This is a genomic window from Bacillus sp. SSR7 (genome assembly GCF_055902415.1).
The window spans coordinates 201,664-222,221 of the sequence record NZ_JBVVXV010000002.1 but is presented as its reverse complement, the minus strand read 5'-3'; the positions used below and the strand labels follow the sequence as shown (position 1 = coordinate 222,221).

The window sequence follows — 20,558 nt, the reverse complement described above, 5'->3', positions numbered from 1 at the left end:
TCCGATTTATATCTATTTGAATTATAGTACAGCTTATTATAGTTGTAAACCAATCTGCCTAAAATATATCTACTTTTTCAAGAAACCTTACTATTATAACAAAAAGCAGAGAAAAATTCTCTGCTTTCAAAAGATATTATAATTAATTTTTTAGTGAATAGCTGATTTAAACTTACCACCATTTGTCTCTTGTGTACTCATAATCGTAACAAACGCATTCGCATCAATTTCATACACAATTGATTTTAACTTTGTCACTTCTAGACGTGTTACCACTGCATAAATAACTTCTTTTTCTTTATCCGTGTAACCGCCTTTCGCTACAAGCTTCGTAGTTCCACGACCAAGACGATGCAAAATCGCATTTGATACTTCCTCATATTGATCTGATACAATTAAAACAGCTTTCGTTTCATCTAAACCTTGAATGACTGTATCAATTGTTTTGAATGCAATGTAGTACGTCATCACAGAATACATCGCTTGTTCAACACCAAATACAAATGCTGCCCATGCAAAAATGAATAAGTTCACAAACATTACAAATTCGCCTACGGAGAAAGGTAATTTCTTCGTTAATAAAATACCCATAATTTCTGTTCCGTCCATTGATCCACCATGACGAATAACGAGCCCTACACCAAGACCTAAAATAAGACCACCAAACACTGTAGCTAAAATTGGCTCTGTTGTAAATGGCGGAACAGCATGTAAAGTTGATTCAATAAACGCTAGAGCTACAATACCGAACGCCGAAGATAACATGAACGTTTTTCCAATTTGCTTATAACCCGAATACATAAATGGGATATTGAGAATAACGACCAAAGTAGAGAAACTTAACCACCAAATATTAGGAGTAAGATAATCTAATATAAGAGAAATACCAATAATTCCACCGTCAATAATTTTATTTGGCATTAAAAACAATTCAATCGCTACCGCTGCGCATGCTGCCCCAAAAATAATCATAACTAAACGATACATAAGATGGATAACACTTTCTTTTCGATGTTGCTTTTGCTCCATAAGTCCTCCCTATACTCTTTTTCTATAGTTTTGTCCTTATATTATAACATACGCTTCTTTTTCTCATGAAAAAAGAAACTCTATACGAATATGTACAAGCTACGTACTCATATATTTCGATAGAAGAACGTGTGAAGGAGGATAACTCGATGAACCTCATTAAACAACTTGTAAATAAAAAATTAAATCATATTTCTACAAAGGAATTATTGAAATATAGTAAAGAATATGACGTTCCAATTACGACTGCACAAGCTGATCAAATTGTTGGACTTATGAAAGGAAAGAATATTAACATTTACGATAATGACGAACGACTAGCGCTCTTAAAACAAATAGCTCAAGTAACCTCGCCCGCTACTGCTCAACAAGTAAATACTTTATTTCAGCAACTACTAAAATAAGGAGGGGATGTTGGGGTCCTTATTGCGCTTTAATTTTTTCAAGAAGTCCTTCATCAAAAGTACCATTTTTCAGCATTTCGATTTCTAATTTATATGGCGGCTTCTTGTCCTTTTTATCTTCACCTACATATGGCGTTTCAAGAATTTTTGGTACGTGCATCAATTGCGGATGATGCACAATATGATGCAATGCTTTATAACCGATATGTCCGAAACCGATATTTTCATGACGGTCCTTTCCTGCGCCGCGTACATTTTTACTATCATTAATATGAAGTACTTGTAAACGATCGATACCAACAATCTTATCAAATTCGTTTAATACACCGTCAAAGTCATTTACTATGTCATATCCTGCATCGTGCGTATGGCATGTATCAAAGCATACTGATAGTTTTTCATTATATGTTACACCATCAATAATTTTTGCAATTTCTTCAAAGCTACGGCCGCATTCTGTTCCTTTTCCTGCCATCGTTTCTAACGCAATGTTCACCGTCTGATCTGGCGTTAATACTTCATTCAGTCCTTTAATAATTTGTTGAATACCAGCGTCTGCCCCTGCACCAACGTGCGCACCTGGGTGAAGAACGATTTGTTTTGCCACACCTAATGCTGATGTTCTCTCAATTTCCATACGAAGGAAATCTACACCTAATTGGAATGTTTCTGGCTTCGTCGTATTTCCAACATTAATAATATATGGCGCATGTACGATAATCTCTTCGATACCGTTTTGTTCCATATGTTTTCTCCCTGCTTCTATGTTCAATTCTTCAATTGGTTTTCTTCTTGTATTTTGCGGTGCACCTGTATAAATCATAAACGTCGTTGCACCGTATGAAACAGCCTCTTCACTTGCTGCTAATAACATTTTCTTACCACTCATAGAAACATGAGATCCAATCTTTAACATACAATCACCTCTTCAATATACAATAGATATAATGATAGCATAATTTGTAGAAATATGTAGTGAATTGTTTTTTCCATTCTCCACTGATTATTATCCCCGTAAATAGCGGGATAAAAAAAGATAAGGGAAATCCCTTATCTTTTTTTATTGCTATATTTTCTCTTCACTTTGTCACGTTCTGTTGCAAGTTTACGTTTATAGTTTGGTTTTACTTTTTTCGGCTTTTTAACAACTTTCGTTGCCATAACATCAAGTTCATCATTTGGTTTTTTACGGCTCTTACGACGACGACGTTCACCTAAATCCGCCCACTCATCTCCGCGTAAATCTACATGTTTAAACTCGATATGACGCTGTTTTTCTAAACTATCTAACGCTTCTTCGTTTGCTGGATCATAAATCGTCACTGCAATACCTGAATGGCCTGCACGTGCTGTTCTTCCCACTCGGTGAACGAAGAAATCTAAATCTGATGGAAGTTCGTAGTTAATAACATGACTAATTCCTTCAATATCAATACCACGCGCTGCTAAATCAGTTGCAACAATATATTGGAATTCAAGGTCACGAATTTGTTTCATCATTTTTTTACGATCACGAGGTGATAAATCTCCGTGAATTCGTCCAACTTTTAAGCCGCGTTCCGTTAATCCGTCAGCAACCTGATCTGCCATTTTCTTCGTATTCGTGAAAACAACTGCTAAATACGGTTTAAATTGTAGTAACATTCTTTTCACTAAATCGATTTTGTTACGATGTTTAGAAGGCACTAAATAATGCTCAATATTTCCAGCCGCAACTTGTTTTGGATTGATATGAATATGCTCTGGATTCTCCATGTATTTCTTCAGAAACGGTTTTAGTTTTTGAGGAATTGTTGCAGAGAAAACTAACATTTGCAAGTTTTTAGGCATGCGTGCTGCAATCTTGTCTACATCATGAATGAATCCCATATCAAGCATTAAGTCTGCTTCATCGACAATAATCGTATTTGCTTTATGAACAAACAGTGCTTGTTCTTCTACTAAGTCTTTAATACGTCCTGGCGTTCCAACTACAATATGAGGTTGTTTTTTCAACTTCTCAATTGATCGTTGTTTATCAGTTCCACCAATTAAACAACGTGCTGTAATCATTTGATCTTCCGTACAGAACTTTGTTAATTTCACGATTTCTTCGTAAATTTGTTGTGCTAACTCACGAGTAGGCGCTGTAATAACAAGTTGTACTTCTTCACGACCTGGGTTAATTCTGTTCAATGTAGGAAGTAAGTATGCATGTGTTTTCCCAGAACCTGTTTGGGATTGTCCAATTACACTTACACCTTTTTTCACGACCGGGAAAATTTTCTGCTGAATTCCTGTCGGCTCTGTAAAGCGTAGTTCACGAACTGCATCTATTAAAAATGGTTTAAAATCATACTGTGTAAAAGTTTGTTGTGTCATAAGTTACACCTTCTTTCTAAATTTCTACTGCGCGCACAAATCAGTCAAGTCTACATTATATCGAAATCTACAAGTAAAATCCATCTTTAGTTTAGGTTTTTACTTCAAAAACTAACCTTCTTCCCTCTTATTGCATATTGTATGTGTATATACCTAACTGAAGAAAGGAGGATTTCTCACATGTTTCCAAAATCCCCCATGAGACAAATGTATCCGAATCCAGGGCAGCAACCTTATACACCATACCCAATTCCACAACTACCACCGATGGCACAAAAAAAGAAAGGATTTCTTGCTAAACTCTTTAAAAAACACGATCCAACCGAACCTTACATGCAAATGGTTCCGCCTTATCGACAAATGGAAGGACCGCCAATGATGCACCAGCAACCGCCACCTCAATATCGACAGCAATATCAGCAACAATACCAACACCAATACCCGCAGCAATATCAACAGCAATATCAACCATACATGCAGCAGCATCCCGAGCAAATGGTCCCTCCTCAAATGTATGAATCAAACGAAACGCGCGGCGGCGCAACAACTCCAACCGCATCAAGTAGTGGCATCGGTAGTTTTTTTTCGAATTTAATTTCGAATCCAACTACTATGATAAATAATATCGAAAAAGTATCACAAGTCGTTCAATCTGTAAGCCCTGTCGTGGAACAGTACGGTCCCATTATGCGTAACCTACCAAGCATTGTTAAGATCCTCACCTCTGGAAAAAGTACGGAAGAAAATCCAACCGAAGATCAAACTGAAGACGTAACAGAAAAGGTTGAGGTAGCAACTCCACATCCTCCACCCAAAAAAAGAAAAAGAAAAAAAATGGTGATTGAGCCAGTCATAGAAAAAGAAGTACGAGAGGAGCCTGTTCAAAAAATAGCAACAAAACCAAAACTATATGTGTAACAATCCTTTGTTTTCTATCCACTCCTCCTTTATAATGTAAAAGACTATGCACAAAAGTATCCCTTGTTTAGAAGGAGAGGATTACTCATATGAAAATTGTTAAAATTTCCCCTCGTGGTTATTGCTACGGTGTTGTGGACGCGATGGTTATTGCACGTAACGCCGCATTAGATACATCATTACCAAGACCTATTTATATTTTAGGTATGATTGTTCACAACAAACATGTAACAGATGCATTCGAAGAAGATGGCATCATCACATTAGATGGTCCAAGTCGATTAGACATTTTAGATAAAATCGATTCTGGTACTGTTATTTTCACTGCACACGGTGTTTCTCCAGAAGTTAAACAACGTGCAAAAGAAAAAGGTTTAACAACAATCGATGCCACTTGCCCAGATGTTACAAAAACACATGACCTTATTGAAGCAAAGAAGGCTGAAGGTTACCATGTCATTTATATCGGCAAAAAAAATCATCCAGAACCAGAAGGCGCAGTTGGTATCGCACCTGATATCGTTCATCTTATCGAAAAAGCCGATGATTTAAAAACATTAGAAATTCCAACGGATAAAATTTTAGTTACAAATCAAACAACGATGAGTCAATGGGATGTTCAACATTTAATGGAGGACATTCAGAAGAAATTCCCAACGGCAGAATTCCATAAGGAAATTTGTTTAGCAACTCAAGTTCGCCAAGAAGCGGTTGCTAAGCAAGCTGATGTTGCAGACTTAACAATTGTTGTCGGTGATCCGAAAAGTAATAACTCAAACCGTTTAGCACAAGTATCACAAGAAATTGCTGGTACGAAAGCATACCGCGTTGCAGATGTAAGTGAAATCAAATTAGAATGGCTACAAGGTGTAGAAAACGTAGCTGTTACAGCAGGTGCTTCTACTCCAACTCCAATTACAAAAGAGGTTATCGCTTTCTTAGAGCAATATGACCCAATGAATCCTGCTACATGGGAAAGAGTTCGAAAAGTACCGTTACAAAAAATATTACCTCGTGTAAAAGTGAAAAAAGAACAATAATAAAAACCGTTGCCTTCATGAGCAACGGTTTTTATTTTTCTTATACAAATGTAAATGGATCTGTATGTAATTGCGAAGCATGAATATGTACATTCAGTTTCTTTGCATCTGCTTTTTCTTGTAATTGCTTTTGTACGCCTTGCTTCATTACTTTTTCAACGTTATGTCCTGGGTCGACGATATTTAAACCGAGCATCATCGCATCATGAGCCACATGATAATACATGTCACCCGTTACATATACATCTGCTCCTTTAAATTTAGCTTGATTGATGTATTTGTTACCATCACCACCAAGTACAGCTACTTTGCGCACTCTATCATTTAATTTTCCAACAACTCGCGCACCCTTTACATCTAATGATTTCTTTACATGTTCTGCAAACTGTCCAAGTGTCATTTCTTCTTGTAAATATCCTATTTTTCCAAGCCCTAATGTTTCACCTTTGTTATCAAGCGGATACACATCATATGCTACTTCTTCATATGGATGTGCCGTTACCATTGCTTTAATCACTTTTCGCTGTAATGAAGCTGGAATAATCGTTTCGATTCGCACTTCTTCTACGCGTTCTAACTGCCCAGTTTCCCCGATATAAGGATTTGTTCCCTCTTGAGGCATAAACATACCTGTACCCTCACTGCTAAACGTACAGTGGCTATAATTGCCGATATGACCAGCACCTGCATCTCCTAATGCTTTTCTTACTTCTTCTGCATGAGTTTCAGGCACAAACACAACAATTTTTTTCATTTCTTCTGCATATGTCGGTGCCAAAACTTCTGTATTTTGCAATCCTAACGCCTCAGCAAGTAAATCATTTACCCCACCCTTAGCAACATCCACATTTGTATGTGCTGCATAGATTGCAATATCATTTTTCATACACTTTTCAATAATTTTCCCATATGCCTTATCTGTATGAATCGCTTTTAGCGGGTTAAAAATTAAAGGGTGATGCGCAATAATGACATTCGCTCCTAATTGAATTGCTTCATCCACAACTTCTTCCGTTACATCTAACGCAATTAATACGTGTTGCACAGGTTTATTAAGCGCTCCAATTTGCAGCCCAATCTTATCTCCTTCCATCGCCAAATGCTTCGGATACATACTTTCAAATAAAGAAATAATTTCATGGCCATTTGGAATTTTACTCATGATAAAACCTCCCCTATCATTTTCATTTTCGCTTCAACTTCCGCACGCTTCGCTTTTATTTCTTCAGAATCAACCGCACGTTCTAACTGCTTTAAAATATTTTGGAAGTTTTTCAATTCTCCTTCCCACTTTTCAACGAAAGCTTCACTTTTTTCTTTCATTAAAAATGGTCCCATAAATAATTCAGCCTGTTTATTTTCAGAGTAAGGAACCGTAATATTTCCTCGCTCCCCTACTAAAATCTCATAAATTTTCCCATCCTCTTTTACGATTTTTTCATGGATAAGCTCCCATCCATTCTCAATAAACCATTCACGAATGTGATGCGCTGCAATGTTCGGCTGCAAAATTAAACGTGTTACACCTTCTAATTTTTCTTTACCACTTTCTAAAATATCACGAATTAACGCTCCACCCATTCCAGCAACCGTAATTACATCTACTTCTCCTGGCGCGATAACAGCTAATCCATTCCCTTTACGCACATCTACTTTATCTTGTAAGCCACTTTCAGCTACAGTTGCTTGTGCAGAGCGAAATGGTCCATCTACAACCTCTCCAGCAACTGCTTTAGTAGCAATATTATTTATAATTGTATAGCACGGTAAATACGCATGATCCGATCCAATATCAGCAACTGTAGATCCTACTGGTATTTCACGCACAACTTCTTCTAATCGTTTTGAAAGCTTTACTTCATTCATGTATTTCCATTACTCCTTCTCTTGTCAGTCTGTCTCCATGATAATGAATTTATAGTAGTTGTTGCAAGCCCATAACAACAATTCACATCTCTATCATTCATCGTATTTGAGAAAATATAGAAAAACAAGCCCTTTGCATAAGCAAAAGGCTTGTCATACGGAACTTTATTTTTTCTTTGATAACCAATCAGCTACTTTAGCGGCCTGATCAGCTGGAACTATATTGGCAGGCATATTGCCTTTTCCTTTCGAAAGAATTTCTTTAATTTCATCCTTTGAAAGTTTCCCACCAACCTTTTGTAAATTAGGTCCTACCGCCCCTTGTAACTGATCACCGTGGCAGCTCGTACAGCTTTGTTTCACAATATCCTCTGGCTTGGATGCTGTTTGTGCTGGTTTCCCGCCATTTTTTGCATCAGCTAACTCTTTAGATTTATTTAGCCCCTGAAATGAAAATACAAACATAACGATAATACCCAATGCTGCAATAAGAGCGAACGGAATCAGCGGATTACGTTTCATATCTCTTCTCCCCCCTCTATACCCCTAAATAGTTAGATGATTCAGTCATTTCCATTGTACTTGAAAACGCTCTATCAGAAAAGAGTAAACTGCTAATCGTTAAAAATATTCCATAAATTCAGTTTATTGTTTTTTATTGTTATATCGCTTATTATTTCGATAATTACTAACGTTTCTCATCATATTTTTCACTTTTCTACATATATTTTTGTATAGAATAAACAAAATTAATCGAAAAATCGAAAAATGAGCATTTGCAAATCAAAAGACAATTCTGTAAAATAAATTACAAGAAATTGTAATCGTTGCTGACAGCTAAAGTTTAACAAAAATTAACAAAATAAAAAAGTTTACTTCACAAAGGTGAAGTAAACTTAAAGGTAGCCTATTCTAAGAAATCCTTAAGGCGCTTACTGCGGCTTGGATGTCTCAATTTACGTAATGCTTTTGCTTCAATTTGACGGATACGTTCTCTCGTTACGCCGAATACTTTCCCAACTTCTTCAAGCGTACGAGTTCGTCCATCATCCAAACCAAAACGAAGACGTAGAACATTTTCTTCACGATCTGTTAGTGTATCTAACACATCTTCTAATTGTTCTTTTAGCAATTCATACGCTGCATGGTCCGCAGGTGATGTTGCTTCTTGGTCTTCAATGAAATCACCTAAATGGGAGTCATCTTCTTCACCAATCGGTGTTTCAAGAGAAACTGGCTCCTGTGCAATTTTTAAGATTTCACGTACTTTTTCTGGAGCAAGATCCATTTCTTCACCAATCTCTTCAGGAGATGGTTCACGTCCTAAATCTTGTAATAATTGACGTTGTACACGAATTAACTTATTAATCGTTTCAACCATATGAACTGGAATACGAATTGTTCTTGCTTGGTCTGCAATCGCACGTGTAATTGCTTGGCGAATCCACCAAGTTGCATACGTACTAAATTTGAAACCTTTACGATAATCGAACTTTTCAACCGCTTTAATTAGACCCATATTCCCTTCTTGGATTAAGTCTAAGAAAAGCATACCACGGCCCACGTAGCGCTTTGCAATACTTACTACAAGACGTAAGTTTGCTTCTGCAAGACGACGTTTCGCTTCTTCATCGCCTTCTTCAATACGCGTTGCAAGTCGAATTTCTTCTTCTGCAGATAGTAAATCTACACGACCAATTTCTTTTAAATACATACGAACAGGATCGTTGATTTTAACCCCTGGTGGTACGCTTAAATCATTGAGGTCGAATTCTTCTTCCGATTTTGCTATTTGGCGATTATTAGGGCCTTCGTCGTTGTCATTGTCGCCAACTAAGTCAATCCCTTGTTCACCTAAATATTCATAGTATTCATCCATTTGATCGGATTCAATTTCAAATCCATTCATGCGTTCTGCAATCTCTTCATATGTAAGAACGCCACGTTTTTTTCCGAGCTCAGTGAGTTGTTCTTTCACTTGCTCAAGGGTCATTTCAGTTTCAATTTGTTTAGAACGAGCTGGTTTGTCAGCCATCTGTTCCCCTCCTTACGCGAGATACAAACATTCATTATACTAAAAATTTATCAAAAAAGCTATTTTCTCGCTTTTTGATTTTGTAAATATGCTACATAATATTTAGCAGCCTCTACAGGATCTGTCTTTTCCATTTGTTTTATCTTGAAGATGATTTCCATCTTTTCAAGTTTTTCTTGATGACGTCTAAGCGTCTCCAAATGGCCTTGTAACACTTCTTCTGTGTATTCTGGATTAATAAATTCATCCGTCGAAATATCAGTAATAATATTTTTCAACTTTTCATCAGAGAGCCAACTTAAAAATGTTCCGACTGAAGGTTCATTTCCCTTTTCATAATATGCGTATAGTTCATATAAAATCCCTTTATGTTCTTCTGTATGAAAATCTTCTATGTGGGATTCCATACGAACGGCCACTTCTGGACTTTGCAACATATGGTAAATAATTTCTCTTTCAGCCCTTTCAAAACCTGTTAACTTCGGTTTTGTTTGAACAATTTGAGACGGCTTAGAAACCTGCTTTACTTGTTTTTGTTGTACCTTTTGTTCTTTGCGATATTGGTGCAATTGATTCAAAAGTGTTTCCATTGAATACGAAAATTCTTGCGATAATGACTTCAAATATGATTCTGCCTGCATCGCATCCTGTAACAACGATAACTCTTTTAAAACACTTTTCACATACTCTTCTTTGCCCGACTCATCTTGCAAATTTTTCCCTAAACGCAAATGATTTATTTTAAAACCAACAAAACTTATACTTGATTTCACAAGATTTTCAAAAGCAGTTGTCCCATATTGTTGCACATATTCATCAGGATCAAGCTTATCTGGCAAGGATGTAACTTTCACTTGGCAACCAACTTGCAACAATAATTGCCCTGCTTTCATCGTCGCTTCTCGCCCTGCTTTATCACCATCATAGCAAAGAACAACAGTTTCAACGTTACGTCGCAGAAGTTTTGCTTGTTCTTCAGTTAAAGCTGTTCCCATTGTCGCAACAGCTTCTTCCACACCACTTTTTACCGCAGCTAGTACGTCGGCATACCCTTCAAAAAGGACCACTTGCCCACGTTTTCTAATAAACGGCCTTGCTTGATGGAAGTTATACAACAATTTACTTTTGTGAAAAATTGGTGTTTCTGGGCTATTTAAATATTTCGGAGTGTCATCTCCTAACGCCCTTCCACTAAACGCTATCACTTTACCTTGTAACGTATAGATTGGAAACATAACTCTTCCACGGAAGCGATCATAATGACTACCATCCTTCTCGCTTCTTATGAGAAGACCAGCTTGTTCCATACTAGACAACGATAAACCTCTTTTTTGTAAAATTTTCGTTGCTGCATCCCAAGCAGGTGACGCATAACCAATTTCAAACTTCTCAATCATCTCTTTTGTAATACCACGTTTTAACAAATACGAAAGTGCTTCATTTCCTTCTTCTGTATTTACTAATAAATGATGATAATACTTTTTTAAAAGTTCATGAGCCTGTTGCATGATGACAGTGTCATCAGATATGTCTTCTTGTTGTCCTTGCCCTGATGTATACTCTGCAACCGCAATTCCATTTCTTTCACCTAGCTTTTGAACAGCTTCGGTAAAAGCCAGTCCTTCCATTTTCATTAGAAAGGAAAATACATTTCCACCTTCTCCACATCCGAAGCAATGAAAAATTTGCTTATCAGATGAAACAGAGAATGAAGGAGAATTCTCACCATGAAACGGACAAAGGCCGAAATAGTTACGTCCCTGTTTTCTAAGTTGAACGTATTCACCAATCACTTCGACAATATCGGATGACGTCCGAATTTGTTCAACAACTTCTTCAGGAATTCTGTTCCCCATAACTCCATCTCCGTGTCGTATTTTGTATTCGATATAAATTGAAAAATTCCTTTATAATTCGACAATATTTTTTCTAAACTTATTAGAAAATGTTGTCGATCACGTTATCAAGCGATTTTGCAGACTCTTTTCTGCGTAACTTCGCAGATACGTACCTATTATATAAAATTGTATCCATTTGCTCATCTATTACAAATGTACCTCATGGGGACAATACATATGCACTTTTTCACAAGAAGACTAGCAAGCACCATATCCTATGTGATCACGAGATCTGTTTTTTTTGCATGTTGATACATATAAAGAAATCAACTTTTGCTTATTCAGCATCTACATAGATCCAAATTCCCTCGCTACTTCCTTAAACGATGAGCATACGATGTGACAAACAACATTTTGACATGAAATTTCGTTCCAACTCGCACAATTGTCAGCCTTCACAGTATATGCATCTGCATCAACTCATACCATATTGATGTTTTGCATATTTCTGTATTCTACATCCCTTCTGCGAATCCTTCCATAATGTGCGTTTTCTTGTATAGATTTTGTCGATTTAACGTAATTACATGTCTTTTCTTAAATCCTATCCCTAGTTTATTCTGAAAAATTAAAGTCTAAACGTAAAATATAGGTTTTTATCACAATTTTTTATTATAATATATTTTCTTCAACTACGCTACATATCCCTTTATTTTTTCATCTTCTATTTCAGGATAGCAGCCCCCTATCTTTAGCATAATAAAAAGACAGAAGAATATAAGTATAACCACTTCGCTATCATCTATTACGAAATCAGCAGGCACTGTGTTTCTCACGAGCGAAAAAAGCACATTCACCTTTGGTAAATGTGCTAAAACATTTTTTGGTTTTGCACTGCATTCACAATAATGTTAGCTGTTTCTTCAATCGCTTTGTTCGATACATCAATTACTTGACAATTTATTTTACTAACTACATTCTCAAAGTGATCAATCTCTTCTTTAATACGATTAATATTGGCATATGTTGCTCCGTCACTTAGTCCAAGTGATTTCAATCGCTCTTTTCGAATATGATTTAACTTCTCTGGCGTAATTTTCAAACCGAAGCATTTTTCTTTAGCCACTTGATATAATTCTTCAGGCGGATCTACTTCTGGTACGAGTGGTACGTTGGCAACTTTCAAACGTTTGTTATGAGCTAAATATTGAGAAAGTGGTGTTTTTGATGTGCGCGAAATCCCAATTAACACGATATCTGCTTTTAAAATACCACGTGCATCTCTACCATCATCATACTTCACCGCAAACTCAATCGCTTCAATCTTTTTAAAGTATTCTTCATCTAATCTACGAACAACACCAGGCTCATATCTAGGCACTTGCCCTGTAATTTCTTCAATTTGATCGATTAGAGGGCCAATAATATCATATGCCTCTACACCTTCTTTTGCAGCCTCTGTCACTAAATATTGGCGCATGTCAGGCTTTACTAACGTAAAACAAATAAGTGCTTGATTGCTCTTAGCAATCGAAATCACTTCTTTTAATGTCCCTGTATCTTCTACATACGGCACACGTCTAATATCAGGAGCAAATGGGAATTGACCCATTGCTGCTCGAACAACCAAATCAGCCGTTTCTCCTACAGAGTCAGATACGACATATACGATTTTATTATCCATTACATTACCTCACTTTAAACAAATTACACTTATTCGTTATTTACTAAGTTTACAAACGCACGTGTAATATTTGTTTTTGTAATTCGTCCAACCACTTCTAAACCTTGTTTCGTATCTTTTACAACTGGCATCGCATCAATCTGTCTTTCTATTAATTCCATCGCAATATCATATAAAGAATCTTCTCTACGACACATCGCAATGTTTGGCATCCTTGTCATGATAATATTAACCGGAAGTGAGGTTAAATCCTGCTTCCCTAAGCTAGCTCGTAATAAATCTTTACGAGATACAACGCCTACTAATAGAGTCGATTGATCTACAACGAATAATGTACCTACATCCTCTAAAAACATAGTACAAATCGCATCGTATACTGATACATTTTTATCAATTACAACCGGTCTAGATTGATAATCTTGTACTTTAATTTTCTTAACAGCTTCAGATAATAACTGCCCCCCAGTTTTACCCGTATAAAAATAACCTACGCGTGGACGTGCTTCTAAATAACCAGCCATCGTTAAAATTGCTAAGTCTGGTCTTAGCGTTGCACGTGTTAATCCCAATTGCGCAGCAATTGACTCCCCTGTAATAGGACCGTGATCTTTTACAATCTGAATGATATGTTCTTGCCGTTTATTCAGCTCTATGATAATCACCACCTTTAATGCACAACGAAAAAAGTTATACTATCTCTTAAATATTATATACTAAATATGCTATTCGAAAAAGAAAGGATGTAAAAAGGACCGTATACGGCCCCAAATTATATTTGAAACTTATCAAGTTGTTCTAAAAAACGTCTTGATTTCAAATAAATCCCGCAATATTCATCATAATATGTATTCAATACTAAACGCATTTGTTTTTTTGTGCTATCCTTCACTGATACATTGCCCAGTCTATGTAAATCGAAGTGGTAGAAAAGACGCAATAATTTATGAACGGCTTCCCCCACTGGTATACGATACTGATCTTGCTCAGCATGACGTGAGCACAGAAAACCGCCCTCCCTAACAGAGAAGGCGACAAAATCTGTTTCTTGATGACAAATCGCACATGTATCAAAGTACGGGCGCATCCCTAATACCGGAAGCATTTTCGTTTGATAAATTAATGATAATACTTCTGGATCAACACCCTCACACATATAATGCAACGTTTGATATAACATTTCAAATAAATATGGATTATGTTTTTTATCTTCTGTTGCTTTATCAGTTAACTCAACAATAAATGATGCATAAGCAGTTAAAAATATATCCTCGCGAATTTCTTTCATAGTTGAAATAATCTCGCCTTGTTGCAAAGTTCCAAGTCCAGATCCCATTTGAATAAGAAAATGACCATGTGTCATAAGTTGCGAAACAGATGCTAACCGGCTTTTCGGTTTTTTCGCTCCTCTTGCCATTGCACTTACCTTACCCAATTCTCTTGAGAATATTGTAACAATCTTGTTCGTTTCTCCGTAATCTGTCGTACGGATAACGATGCCCTCAACTTTTTGAAACATGTTCGTCACCATCCAAGGTTTGAACAAAACGGGTCAAGAAATTGGAGAGTCTAGATGCGCTAGCTCCTCTTCATGTTGATCCATCTCATCGTTTACGTCTTTTTCCATTTCTTTCAAAAGCAAATACGTCTCAATGCTTCCTGTTTTGGAGAAAAACTTCCAGGTAAAATCTAGCATAAGAATCCACCTTTCTCAATAAGCGTAGCCTATAAACCAATTTCCTTTGTTGTTATTAAATTGACCCATTTTGTCCATTTTCATGTGAGAAAAATTTTTCCTAATTTATCAAAACTCATAAAAACCAATAATCAGCGGATGAACAAAACATCCGCTGATTACAGCTTTACTCTATTTTAATACTCGTCTTCGCGGAAACCAAGGTCACGAAGCTGAGACATTTTATTACGCCAATCTTTTTGCACTTTTACCCATACTTCTAAAAATACTTTAGAACCAAGTAATGCTTCAATATCAAAACGAGCTCGCTTACCGACTTCTTTTAACATCTTCCCTTGTTTTCCGATAATAATCCCTTTTTGCGACGGACGTTCAACAACAATCGTTGCATTAATATAAACTGCCCCGCCCTCGCGTTTTTGAATTGCATCGATAACAACAGCCACAGAATGCGGCACTTCTTCACGTGTTAAATGTAGTACTTTCTCACGAATAAGCTCTGCAATAATAAATCTCTCCGGATGATCCGTTACTTGATTATCTGGATAGTATTGTGGTCCTTCCGGTAAATACTTTTTAATTGTACCAATTAGAGCCTCTACGTTATTACCGTCTAATGCAGAAATTGGTACGATTTCTGCAAAGTCATGTAATTTGCGATATTGATCAATTAGCTCTAATAATTGTTCTGGGTGAACTTGGTCAATTTTATTAATAACTAAAAATACTGGTTGTTTCGTTTCTTTTAACTTCTCGATGATGAATTCTTCACCACGACCAAAACCTTCGACAGCATTAACCATAAACAGAACGATATCAACTTCTTTTAATGTCGTTTGCGCCATCTTCACCATGAAGTCGCCTAGTTTATGTTTCGGTTTATGTATTCCTGGTGTATCAATGAAAATTACTTGTGAATCATTTTCTGTATATACGCCTTGAATTTTATTACGAGTTGTTTGTGGCTTGTCACTCATAATAGCAATTTTTTGACCAATAATACGATTTAAAAATGTAGATTTCCCAACATTCGGTCTGCCAATAATAGAGACAAAACCTGATTTATAACCTTTTCTATTCATGTAAATCCTCCGCTAAAAATGCTCCTGGTAACAATTCTCCGACTGTTGTCTCTTGAACGTCACCATGTAAATTTGATAGGTATACTTTCGTATCCTGTTTACATAATTCTACCATAACTTGTCGACATGCTCCACAAGGAGGTACTGGACGCTTCGTATCCGCCACAATCGCGATAGCTACAAACTCTTTATCTCCTTCAGAAACCGCCTTAAATAAAGCTGTTCTTTCTGCACAGTTACATAAGCCATATGACGCATTCTCAACATTACATCCACGATATACTTTTCCATCCTGTGTTAATAATGCTGCACCTACTTGAAATTTAGAATATGGTACGTACGCTTGTTTACGCGCTTCGATTGCTTCTTGAATTAATTGTTTACTATTCATATTCCCGCATCCTTCCTGTTCACAGCTGTGAATAGATACACTCTCTTATTAAAGGCCTTTACGGCACCTTCAAAGCTTAATAAAAGCTTTGGAATGCAACTATACCACATACGGTAAAAAGATAATAGCACCAATTATAACGGCTATTATCGCAAACAACAAAACCGCTCCTGCTGCGACATCCTTTGCGACTTTCGCAAACGGATGTATATCAGCAGTCGCTAAATCTACTGTTTTTTCCACAGCCGTATTTACCATCTCTAAGCTCATTACAATTCCTATTACAATAAGTAATATCATCCACTCTACTTTCGTAATATGGAAATAAAAGCCGCAGCATATAACAATGACTGCGGCTACATAATGAATTTTCATATTTCGTTCATGACGAAGACAAAAGAATACACCTGCTATAGCATATCCAAAACTATCTATAAGTTTTCCTTTTTTCATCGTCCTAATCCAAATGCTTCTAAAATTTCTTTTTGTCTTCCAAACATTTCTTTTTCATCCTCTTCTGTCATGTGGTCATAACCAAGCAAATGTAAAAAGCCATGTAACGCTAAAAAGCCAAGTTCACGATCAAAAGAATGTCCATACTCTTCAGCTTGTTCTTTCGCTCTCGGAATAGAAATAATAAGGTCACCTAACATACGCGGCATTTCTGCGCCCACAATTTCCATTTCCCCTTCTCCCATTTCTTCCATGGCAAAGGAAATGACATCAGTAGGCTGATCTTTATCTCGGTAATCACGATTAATCTCGCGAATGCGTTCATTATCTACAAATGTCACTGATAACTCCGCACCATCCTCTATTTTTTCCATTTGAGCTGCTTTTCCTAATATCTCACGAATTAAATTCACATATTCTTCTTTCACTTCTTCTGTTTCATCAATGAAATCAATTAATAAACTCATTCTTTCTCCTTTTCTTCCGGTGGTTCCGGATATGTAATACGCGAATGGAAAATACCATTTAACGTTTCACATAACGTTTTTCCAACGATTTGTAGTTCCTTAAATGTCAAATCACATTCACTAAATTGCCCATCTTGCAGGCGATCTTTAATAATACTTTGTACTAAATTATTAATTTGCTCTGGCGTTGGATGATTCATAGAACGTACCGCCGCCTCAACACTATCCGCAATACCAACGATTGCCGATTCTTTAGAAGTTGCTTTTGATCCCGGATAACGGAACATCTCTTCTGTATATTTTTCTTTATCTTCTTTAATCGCCTTATAATAAAAATATTTAAGGAGCGTTGTACCATGGTGTTGTCCAGCAATATCAATAATTTCTTGCGGAATATGGTATTCTTCGAGCATCTTTACTCCATCTGTTACATGAGCAATGATAATATCTTTACTCGTCACAGGATCTAATTTATCATGTGGATTCTCAATTCCCATCTGGTTTTCAATAAAGAATTGCGGTTGTACTGTCTTTCCTACATCATGATAATACGCCCCTACACGCGCTAATACACCATTTGCTCCAACTGCTTCACAAGCTGCCTCAGAGAGATTCGCTACCATTACACTGTGATGATATGTTCCTGGCGCTTCTAATAAAATTCTACGCAAAAGCGGATGATTCGGACTTGATAGTTCCATAAGCTTCATACTTGATACAATTCCAAGTCCACTTTCTAAATATGGTAATATCCCCATAGCCAAAACGGATGAGATAATTCCTGAAAGGGAAGCCATTAATAATTGCGTACCAATTTCAAGAGGTGAAAAATTCCCATTACGTAATAATAATAACGCCGCCAAGACGACTACATTTAAGATAGATACGAGTATACCAGCTTGTAAAATCATCGTACGACGATTTTTTTCTCTTAAGAAAATACTCACTGATAATGAACTTAATAACACATAAATACCCACACTATAATTCAGTGTACTTGTTACTCCTTCATTAAACATAATACTTCCGCACACAGAAAAAATCATACTTGTTAAAAATACAAATCGATCGCCAATCATTAGTTTTACAAGTATCGTCCCCATCGCAACTGGGACAACATACGCAATTCCTGCATATTCAAGCTTTTGAAACAAACTAATAATTTTCATTAAAACAATCGTGATAGACAAAATTGTAATATATGCTAAAATGTACGGTTTGTCTTCTCTTTTCCGCTGTAAAAATACTTCAAACTGTTTATGCATAAAGTATAGTAACACACCAATGAGCACCGCTAATCCAACATAAGGCTGAAAACTATTACCTTTCTCTAATAAACCGACTAATTTCAACTGATTATACATATCACTTGAAATTGTTTCACCTTCTCTAACAATAACTTGTCCTTGAAGAATATAAACAGGTGGAACTAAATCTTCTTCTGCTTTCTTCTTCTCTTTCGTTACAGCCGGATCATAGAAATAGTTTGCTGTAATCGCATATGATCCTAGCGCATTCACAGCTTCTTTCAATCCGCTATTCACATTCAGGCTTTTCATTTCATTAACAAATCGCTCTTTCGCTGCCATTTCTTCGGACATTTTAATATTTCCACCCATGATAACGCTAACAGACGTTAAAGCCGCATTCTTTGCTAATTCTAATTGATCCGGTTCTGCATTAATAAAGTATAATAAATTCTCATCCGATAATTCCTTCGTTAAATTAGATGGCAACTTCTTCTTCAACTTTTCTAATTTATTCGCATCGGTCATCTTTTTTTGCTCTTCAGGTCCAGCAGCTTTCATCTCCTGAATTACTTCATTCACCTTAGCAAAAACATCATTTACAATATCTACTCTATTTTGTTTATATTCACTTCTATATGTATATTGATCCCCGACTTTTTGAGCGGCCTCTTGTTTTTTTCTTTCCGTTATAACCTTATCTTCAATTTTAATAGGAGAATGAATTGTTTTTTTCGCAATAGAATACATATCAACATCTAATTGCTCTGGTTTCACATTATTCATAAGTGCAAAAAACAGCACTGCTCCTAATAAAACGTAAGAAATCCAACTTAGTTTTTTCGAATGTTGTAAATTACGAAACCACTTAGAAATTTCTTGAGATCTTAACATGATTTCAATACCTTCTCCTCTCTAGAAATAAAGTGAAACTATTTATAGCTTTCATTTCTTCTAGCCAACGATACTTTTAGGTAACATTTTTATACACCAGTACCTATAGTTTATTTCTCTTATCTTTTATGATAGTAAAAAATATGCCGTTCGCCAACCTTAATACAAAAAGAAATGATCCTGACAAATAGGATCATTCCATTTTATCATATGCCTCAATAATACGTTGTACCAGTGGATGCCTTACAACGTCCGTTTGTTCTAACGTAATGAATGAAAGACCTGATACACCAGATAAAATGTTAGAGGCTAGCGTAAGCCCTGATTTTACCCCTTTTGGTAAGTCTACTTGTGAGGGATCCCCCGTAATAACCATTTTAGAACTAAAACCTAATCTTGTTAAAAACATTTTTATTTGTGCACCCGTTGTATTTTGCGCTTCATCTAAAATAACAAATGAATCATCGAGCGTACGTCCTCTCATATAAGCAAGAGGCGCGATTTCAATTACACCTCTCTCCATCATACGCTGCGTATATTCTTGTCCAAGAATATCGTGCAGAGCATCATACAATGGACGTAAGTACGGATCTACCTTCTCTTTCAAATCACCTGGTAAAAACCCTAAACTTTCTCCAGCTTCTACAGCCGGTCTCGTTAAAATGATTTTCTTTACATACCCTTGCTTTAAAGCTCTTACAGCCATTACTACAGCTAAGTATGTTTTCCCAGTCCCGGCAGGTCCTATTCCAAATACAATATCATTTTTCTTCATTGCATGAATATATCTTCTTTGTCCCATCGTTTTTACACGAATGGATTTACCTTTTGCCGTTTTAAAGATTTCTTCTTCATATAACTCTTCAAATTGAGCAATTTTTCCTTGTTGTGCGAGCTGAATTGCATACGCAACATCTCTTTCTGTAATTGACACACCTTTTCGAATAACAACAAGTAATTGCTGTAAGATTTTTTCTACGAGTGTCACATTTTCAACTGCTCCAGATACATGAACAGTTTCACCTCTAGTTACAATCGATACATTCAGTTCCCGTTCAATTACTTTCAAATGAGCATCATTAACTCCAAAAAGAGCGATTGCTTCGTTAGTATTTTCCAATTGTTGGTTTATTTCTACTAATTGTTCTGCCATTAC

General features: G+C 36.3%; 21 protein-coding genes. 3 read left to right on the top strand and 18 right to left on the bottom strand.

Annotation, left to right across the window (positions count from 1 at the left end):
- Positions 1-150: 150 nt before the first annotated feature.
- Positions 151-1,029 (bottom strand): YitT family protein, encoded by an 879-nt coding sequence (locus AC0NJG_RS05125; protein WP_000435966.1) that lies wholly within the window; start codon positions 1,027-1,029, stop codon positions 151-153.
- Between the two features lie 149 nt (positions 1,030-1,178).
- Between AC0NJG_RS05125 and AC0NJG_RS05120 the strand changes: the two genes are divergently transcribed.
- Positions 1,179-1,433 (top strand): DUF2624 domain-containing protein, encoded by a 255-nt coding sequence (locus tag AC0NJG_RS05120; protein WP_001048963.1) that lies wholly within the window; start codon positions 1,179-1,181, stop codon positions 1,431-1,433.
- 19 nt (positions 1,434-1,452) lie between these two features.
- Here the strand turns inward: AC0NJG_RS05120 and AC0NJG_RS05115 are convergent, their stop codons facing one another.
- Both AC0NJG_RS05115 and AC0NJG_RS05110 read right to left on the bottom strand, forming a co-directional pair.
- A complete protein-coding gene (locus tag AC0NJG_RS05115; protein ID WP_000912469.1) occupies positions 1,453-2,349 on the bottom strand; it encodes a deoxyribonuclease IV in 897 nt (298 codons plus the stop codon).
- A gap of 134 nt (positions 2,350-2,483) precedes the next feature.
- A complete protein-coding gene (locus tag AC0NJG_RS05110) occupies positions 2,484-3,794 on the bottom strand; it encodes a DEAD/DEAH box helicase (protein WP_087954278.1) in 1,311 nt (436 codons plus the stop codon).
- Positions 3,795-3,974: 180 nt separating this feature from the next.
- Here AC0NJG_RS05110 and vrrA point away from each other — a divergent pair, with 180 nt between their 5' ends.
- Positions 3,975-4,712, top strand: coding sequence for a VrrA/YqfQ family protein (gene vrrA / locus AC0NJG_RS05105; RefSeq protein WP_087995407.1), 738 nt, complete (start codon positions 3,975-3,977; stop codon positions 4,710-4,712).
- Between the two features lie 89 nt (positions 4,713-4,801).
- On the top strand, positions 4,802-5,752 hold the full coding sequence (locus tag AC0NJG_RS05100) for a 4-hydroxy-3-methylbut-2-enyl diphosphate reductase (protein ID WP_000706665.1): 951 nt from the start codon (positions 4,802-4,804) through the stop codon (positions 5,750-5,752).
- Positions 5,753-5,792: 40 nt separating this feature from the next.
- On the opposite strand, the gene AC0NJG_RS05095 is transcribed toward AC0NJG_RS05100, so the two are convergent.
- The 15 genes from AC0NJG_RS05095 to AC0NJG_RS05025 all read right to left on the bottom strand — a co-directional run bounded on the left by AC0NJG_RS05095 (position 5,793) and on the right by AC0NJG_RS05025 (position 20,555).
- A complete protein-coding gene (locus AC0NJG_RS05095) occupies positions 5,793-6,914 on the bottom strand; it encodes a Nif3-like dinuclear metal center hexameric protein (RefSeq protein ID WP_173601263.1) in 1,122 nt (373 codons plus the stop codon).
- On the bottom strand, positions 6,911-7,618 hold the full coding sequence (locus AC0NJG_RS05090; protein WP_474062904.1) for a tRNA (adenine(22)-N(1))-methyltransferase: 708 nt from the start codon (positions 7,616-7,618) through the stop codon (positions 6,911-6,913). The genes AC0NJG_RS05095 and AC0NJG_RS05090 overlap by 4 nt, the downstream gene beginning before the upstream one ends.
- A gap of 165 nt (positions 7,619-7,783) precedes the next feature.
- Entirely contained in the window at positions 7,784-8,140 is a 357-nt protein-coding gene (gene cccA / locus AC0NJG_RS05085; protein ID WP_087954274.1) for a cytochrome c550, read from the bottom strand.
- A gap of 385 nt (positions 8,141-8,525) precedes the next feature.
- Positions 8,526-9,653, bottom strand: a complete 1,128-nt coding sequence (gene rpoD / locus AC0NJG_RS05080; protein WP_000764060.1) for an RNA polymerase sigma factor RpoD — start codon at positions 9,651-9,653, stop codon at positions 8,526-8,528.
- A 59-nt stretch (positions 9,654-9,712) separates the two neighbouring features.
- Positions 9,713-11,509, bottom strand: a complete 1,797-nt coding sequence (dnaG, locus tag AC0NJG_RS05075; protein WP_048550869.1) for a DNA primase — start codon at positions 11,507-11,509, stop codon at positions 9,713-9,715.
- Positions 11,510-12,362: 853 nt separating this feature from the next.
- Positions 12,363-13,175 carry a pyruvate, water dikinase regulatory protein gene (locus AC0NJG_RS05070; protein WP_000368943.1) on the bottom strand — a complete coding sequence of 271 codons (813 nt, stop codon included), beginning with the start codon at positions 13,173-13,175 and terminating at the stop codon, positions 12,363-12,365.
- Positions 13,176-13,204: 29 nt separating this feature from the next.
- Complete coding sequence (locus AC0NJG_RS05065; RefSeq protein ID WP_000583759.1) at positions 13,205-13,837, bottom strand: helix-turn-helix transcriptional regulator; 633 nt, start codon at positions 13,835-13,837, stop codon at positions 13,205-13,207.
- A gap of 107 nt (positions 13,838-13,944) precedes the next feature.
- The gene (recO, locus tag AC0NJG_RS05060) at positions 13,945-14,691 is read right to left on the bottom strand and encodes a DNA repair protein RecO (RefSeq protein WP_000487010.1); all 747 of its coding nucleotides are present in this window, start codon (positions 14,689-14,691) and stop codon (positions 13,945-13,947) included.
- Between the two features lie 33 nt (positions 14,692-14,724).
- Entirely contained in the window at positions 14,725-14,868 is a 144-nt protein-coding gene (locus AC0NJG_RS05055; RefSeq protein WP_000883924.1) for a YqzL family protein, read from the bottom strand.
- 176 nt (positions 14,869-15,044) lie between these two features.
- Positions 15,045-15,950: a GTPase Era gene (era, locus tag AC0NJG_RS05050; RefSeq protein ID WP_001080241.1), complete on the bottom strand. Its 906-nt coding sequence runs from the start codon at positions 15,948-15,950 to the stop codon at positions 15,045-15,047.
- The gene (locus tag AC0NJG_RS05045; protein ID WP_001086294.1) at positions 15,943-16,341 is read right to left on the bottom strand and encodes a cytidine deaminase; all 399 of its coding nucleotides are present in this window, start codon (positions 16,339-16,341) and stop codon (positions 15,943-15,945) included. Before AC0NJG_RS05045 ends, era begins: the two co-directional genes overlap by 8 nt.
- Positions 16,342-16,440: 99 nt before the next feature.
- A complete protein-coding gene (locus tag AC0NJG_RS05040; RefSeq protein WP_000715476.1) occupies positions 16,441-16,794 on the bottom strand; it encodes a diacylglycerol kinase family protein in 354 nt (117 codons plus the stop codon).
- Positions 16,791-17,261, bottom strand: coding sequence for an rRNA maturation RNase YbeY (gene ybeY, locus AC0NJG_RS05035; protein ID WP_000054691.1), 471 nt, complete (start codon positions 17,259-17,261; stop codon positions 16,791-16,793). The genes AC0NJG_RS05040 and ybeY overlap by 4 nt, the downstream gene beginning before the upstream one ends.
- On the bottom strand, positions 17,258-19,402 hold the full coding sequence (locus AC0NJG_RS05030; protein WP_016718495.1) for an HD family phosphohydrolase: 2,145 nt from the start codon (positions 19,400-19,402) through the stop codon (positions 17,258-17,260). Before AC0NJG_RS05030 ends, ybeY begins: the two co-directional genes overlap by 4 nt.
- Before the next feature lie 193 nt (positions 19,403-19,595).
- A complete protein-coding gene (locus AC0NJG_RS05025; RefSeq protein WP_087995411.1) occupies positions 19,596-20,555 on the bottom strand; it encodes a PhoH family protein in 960 nt (319 codons plus the stop codon).
- Positions 20,556-20,558: the final 3 nt, after the last annotated feature.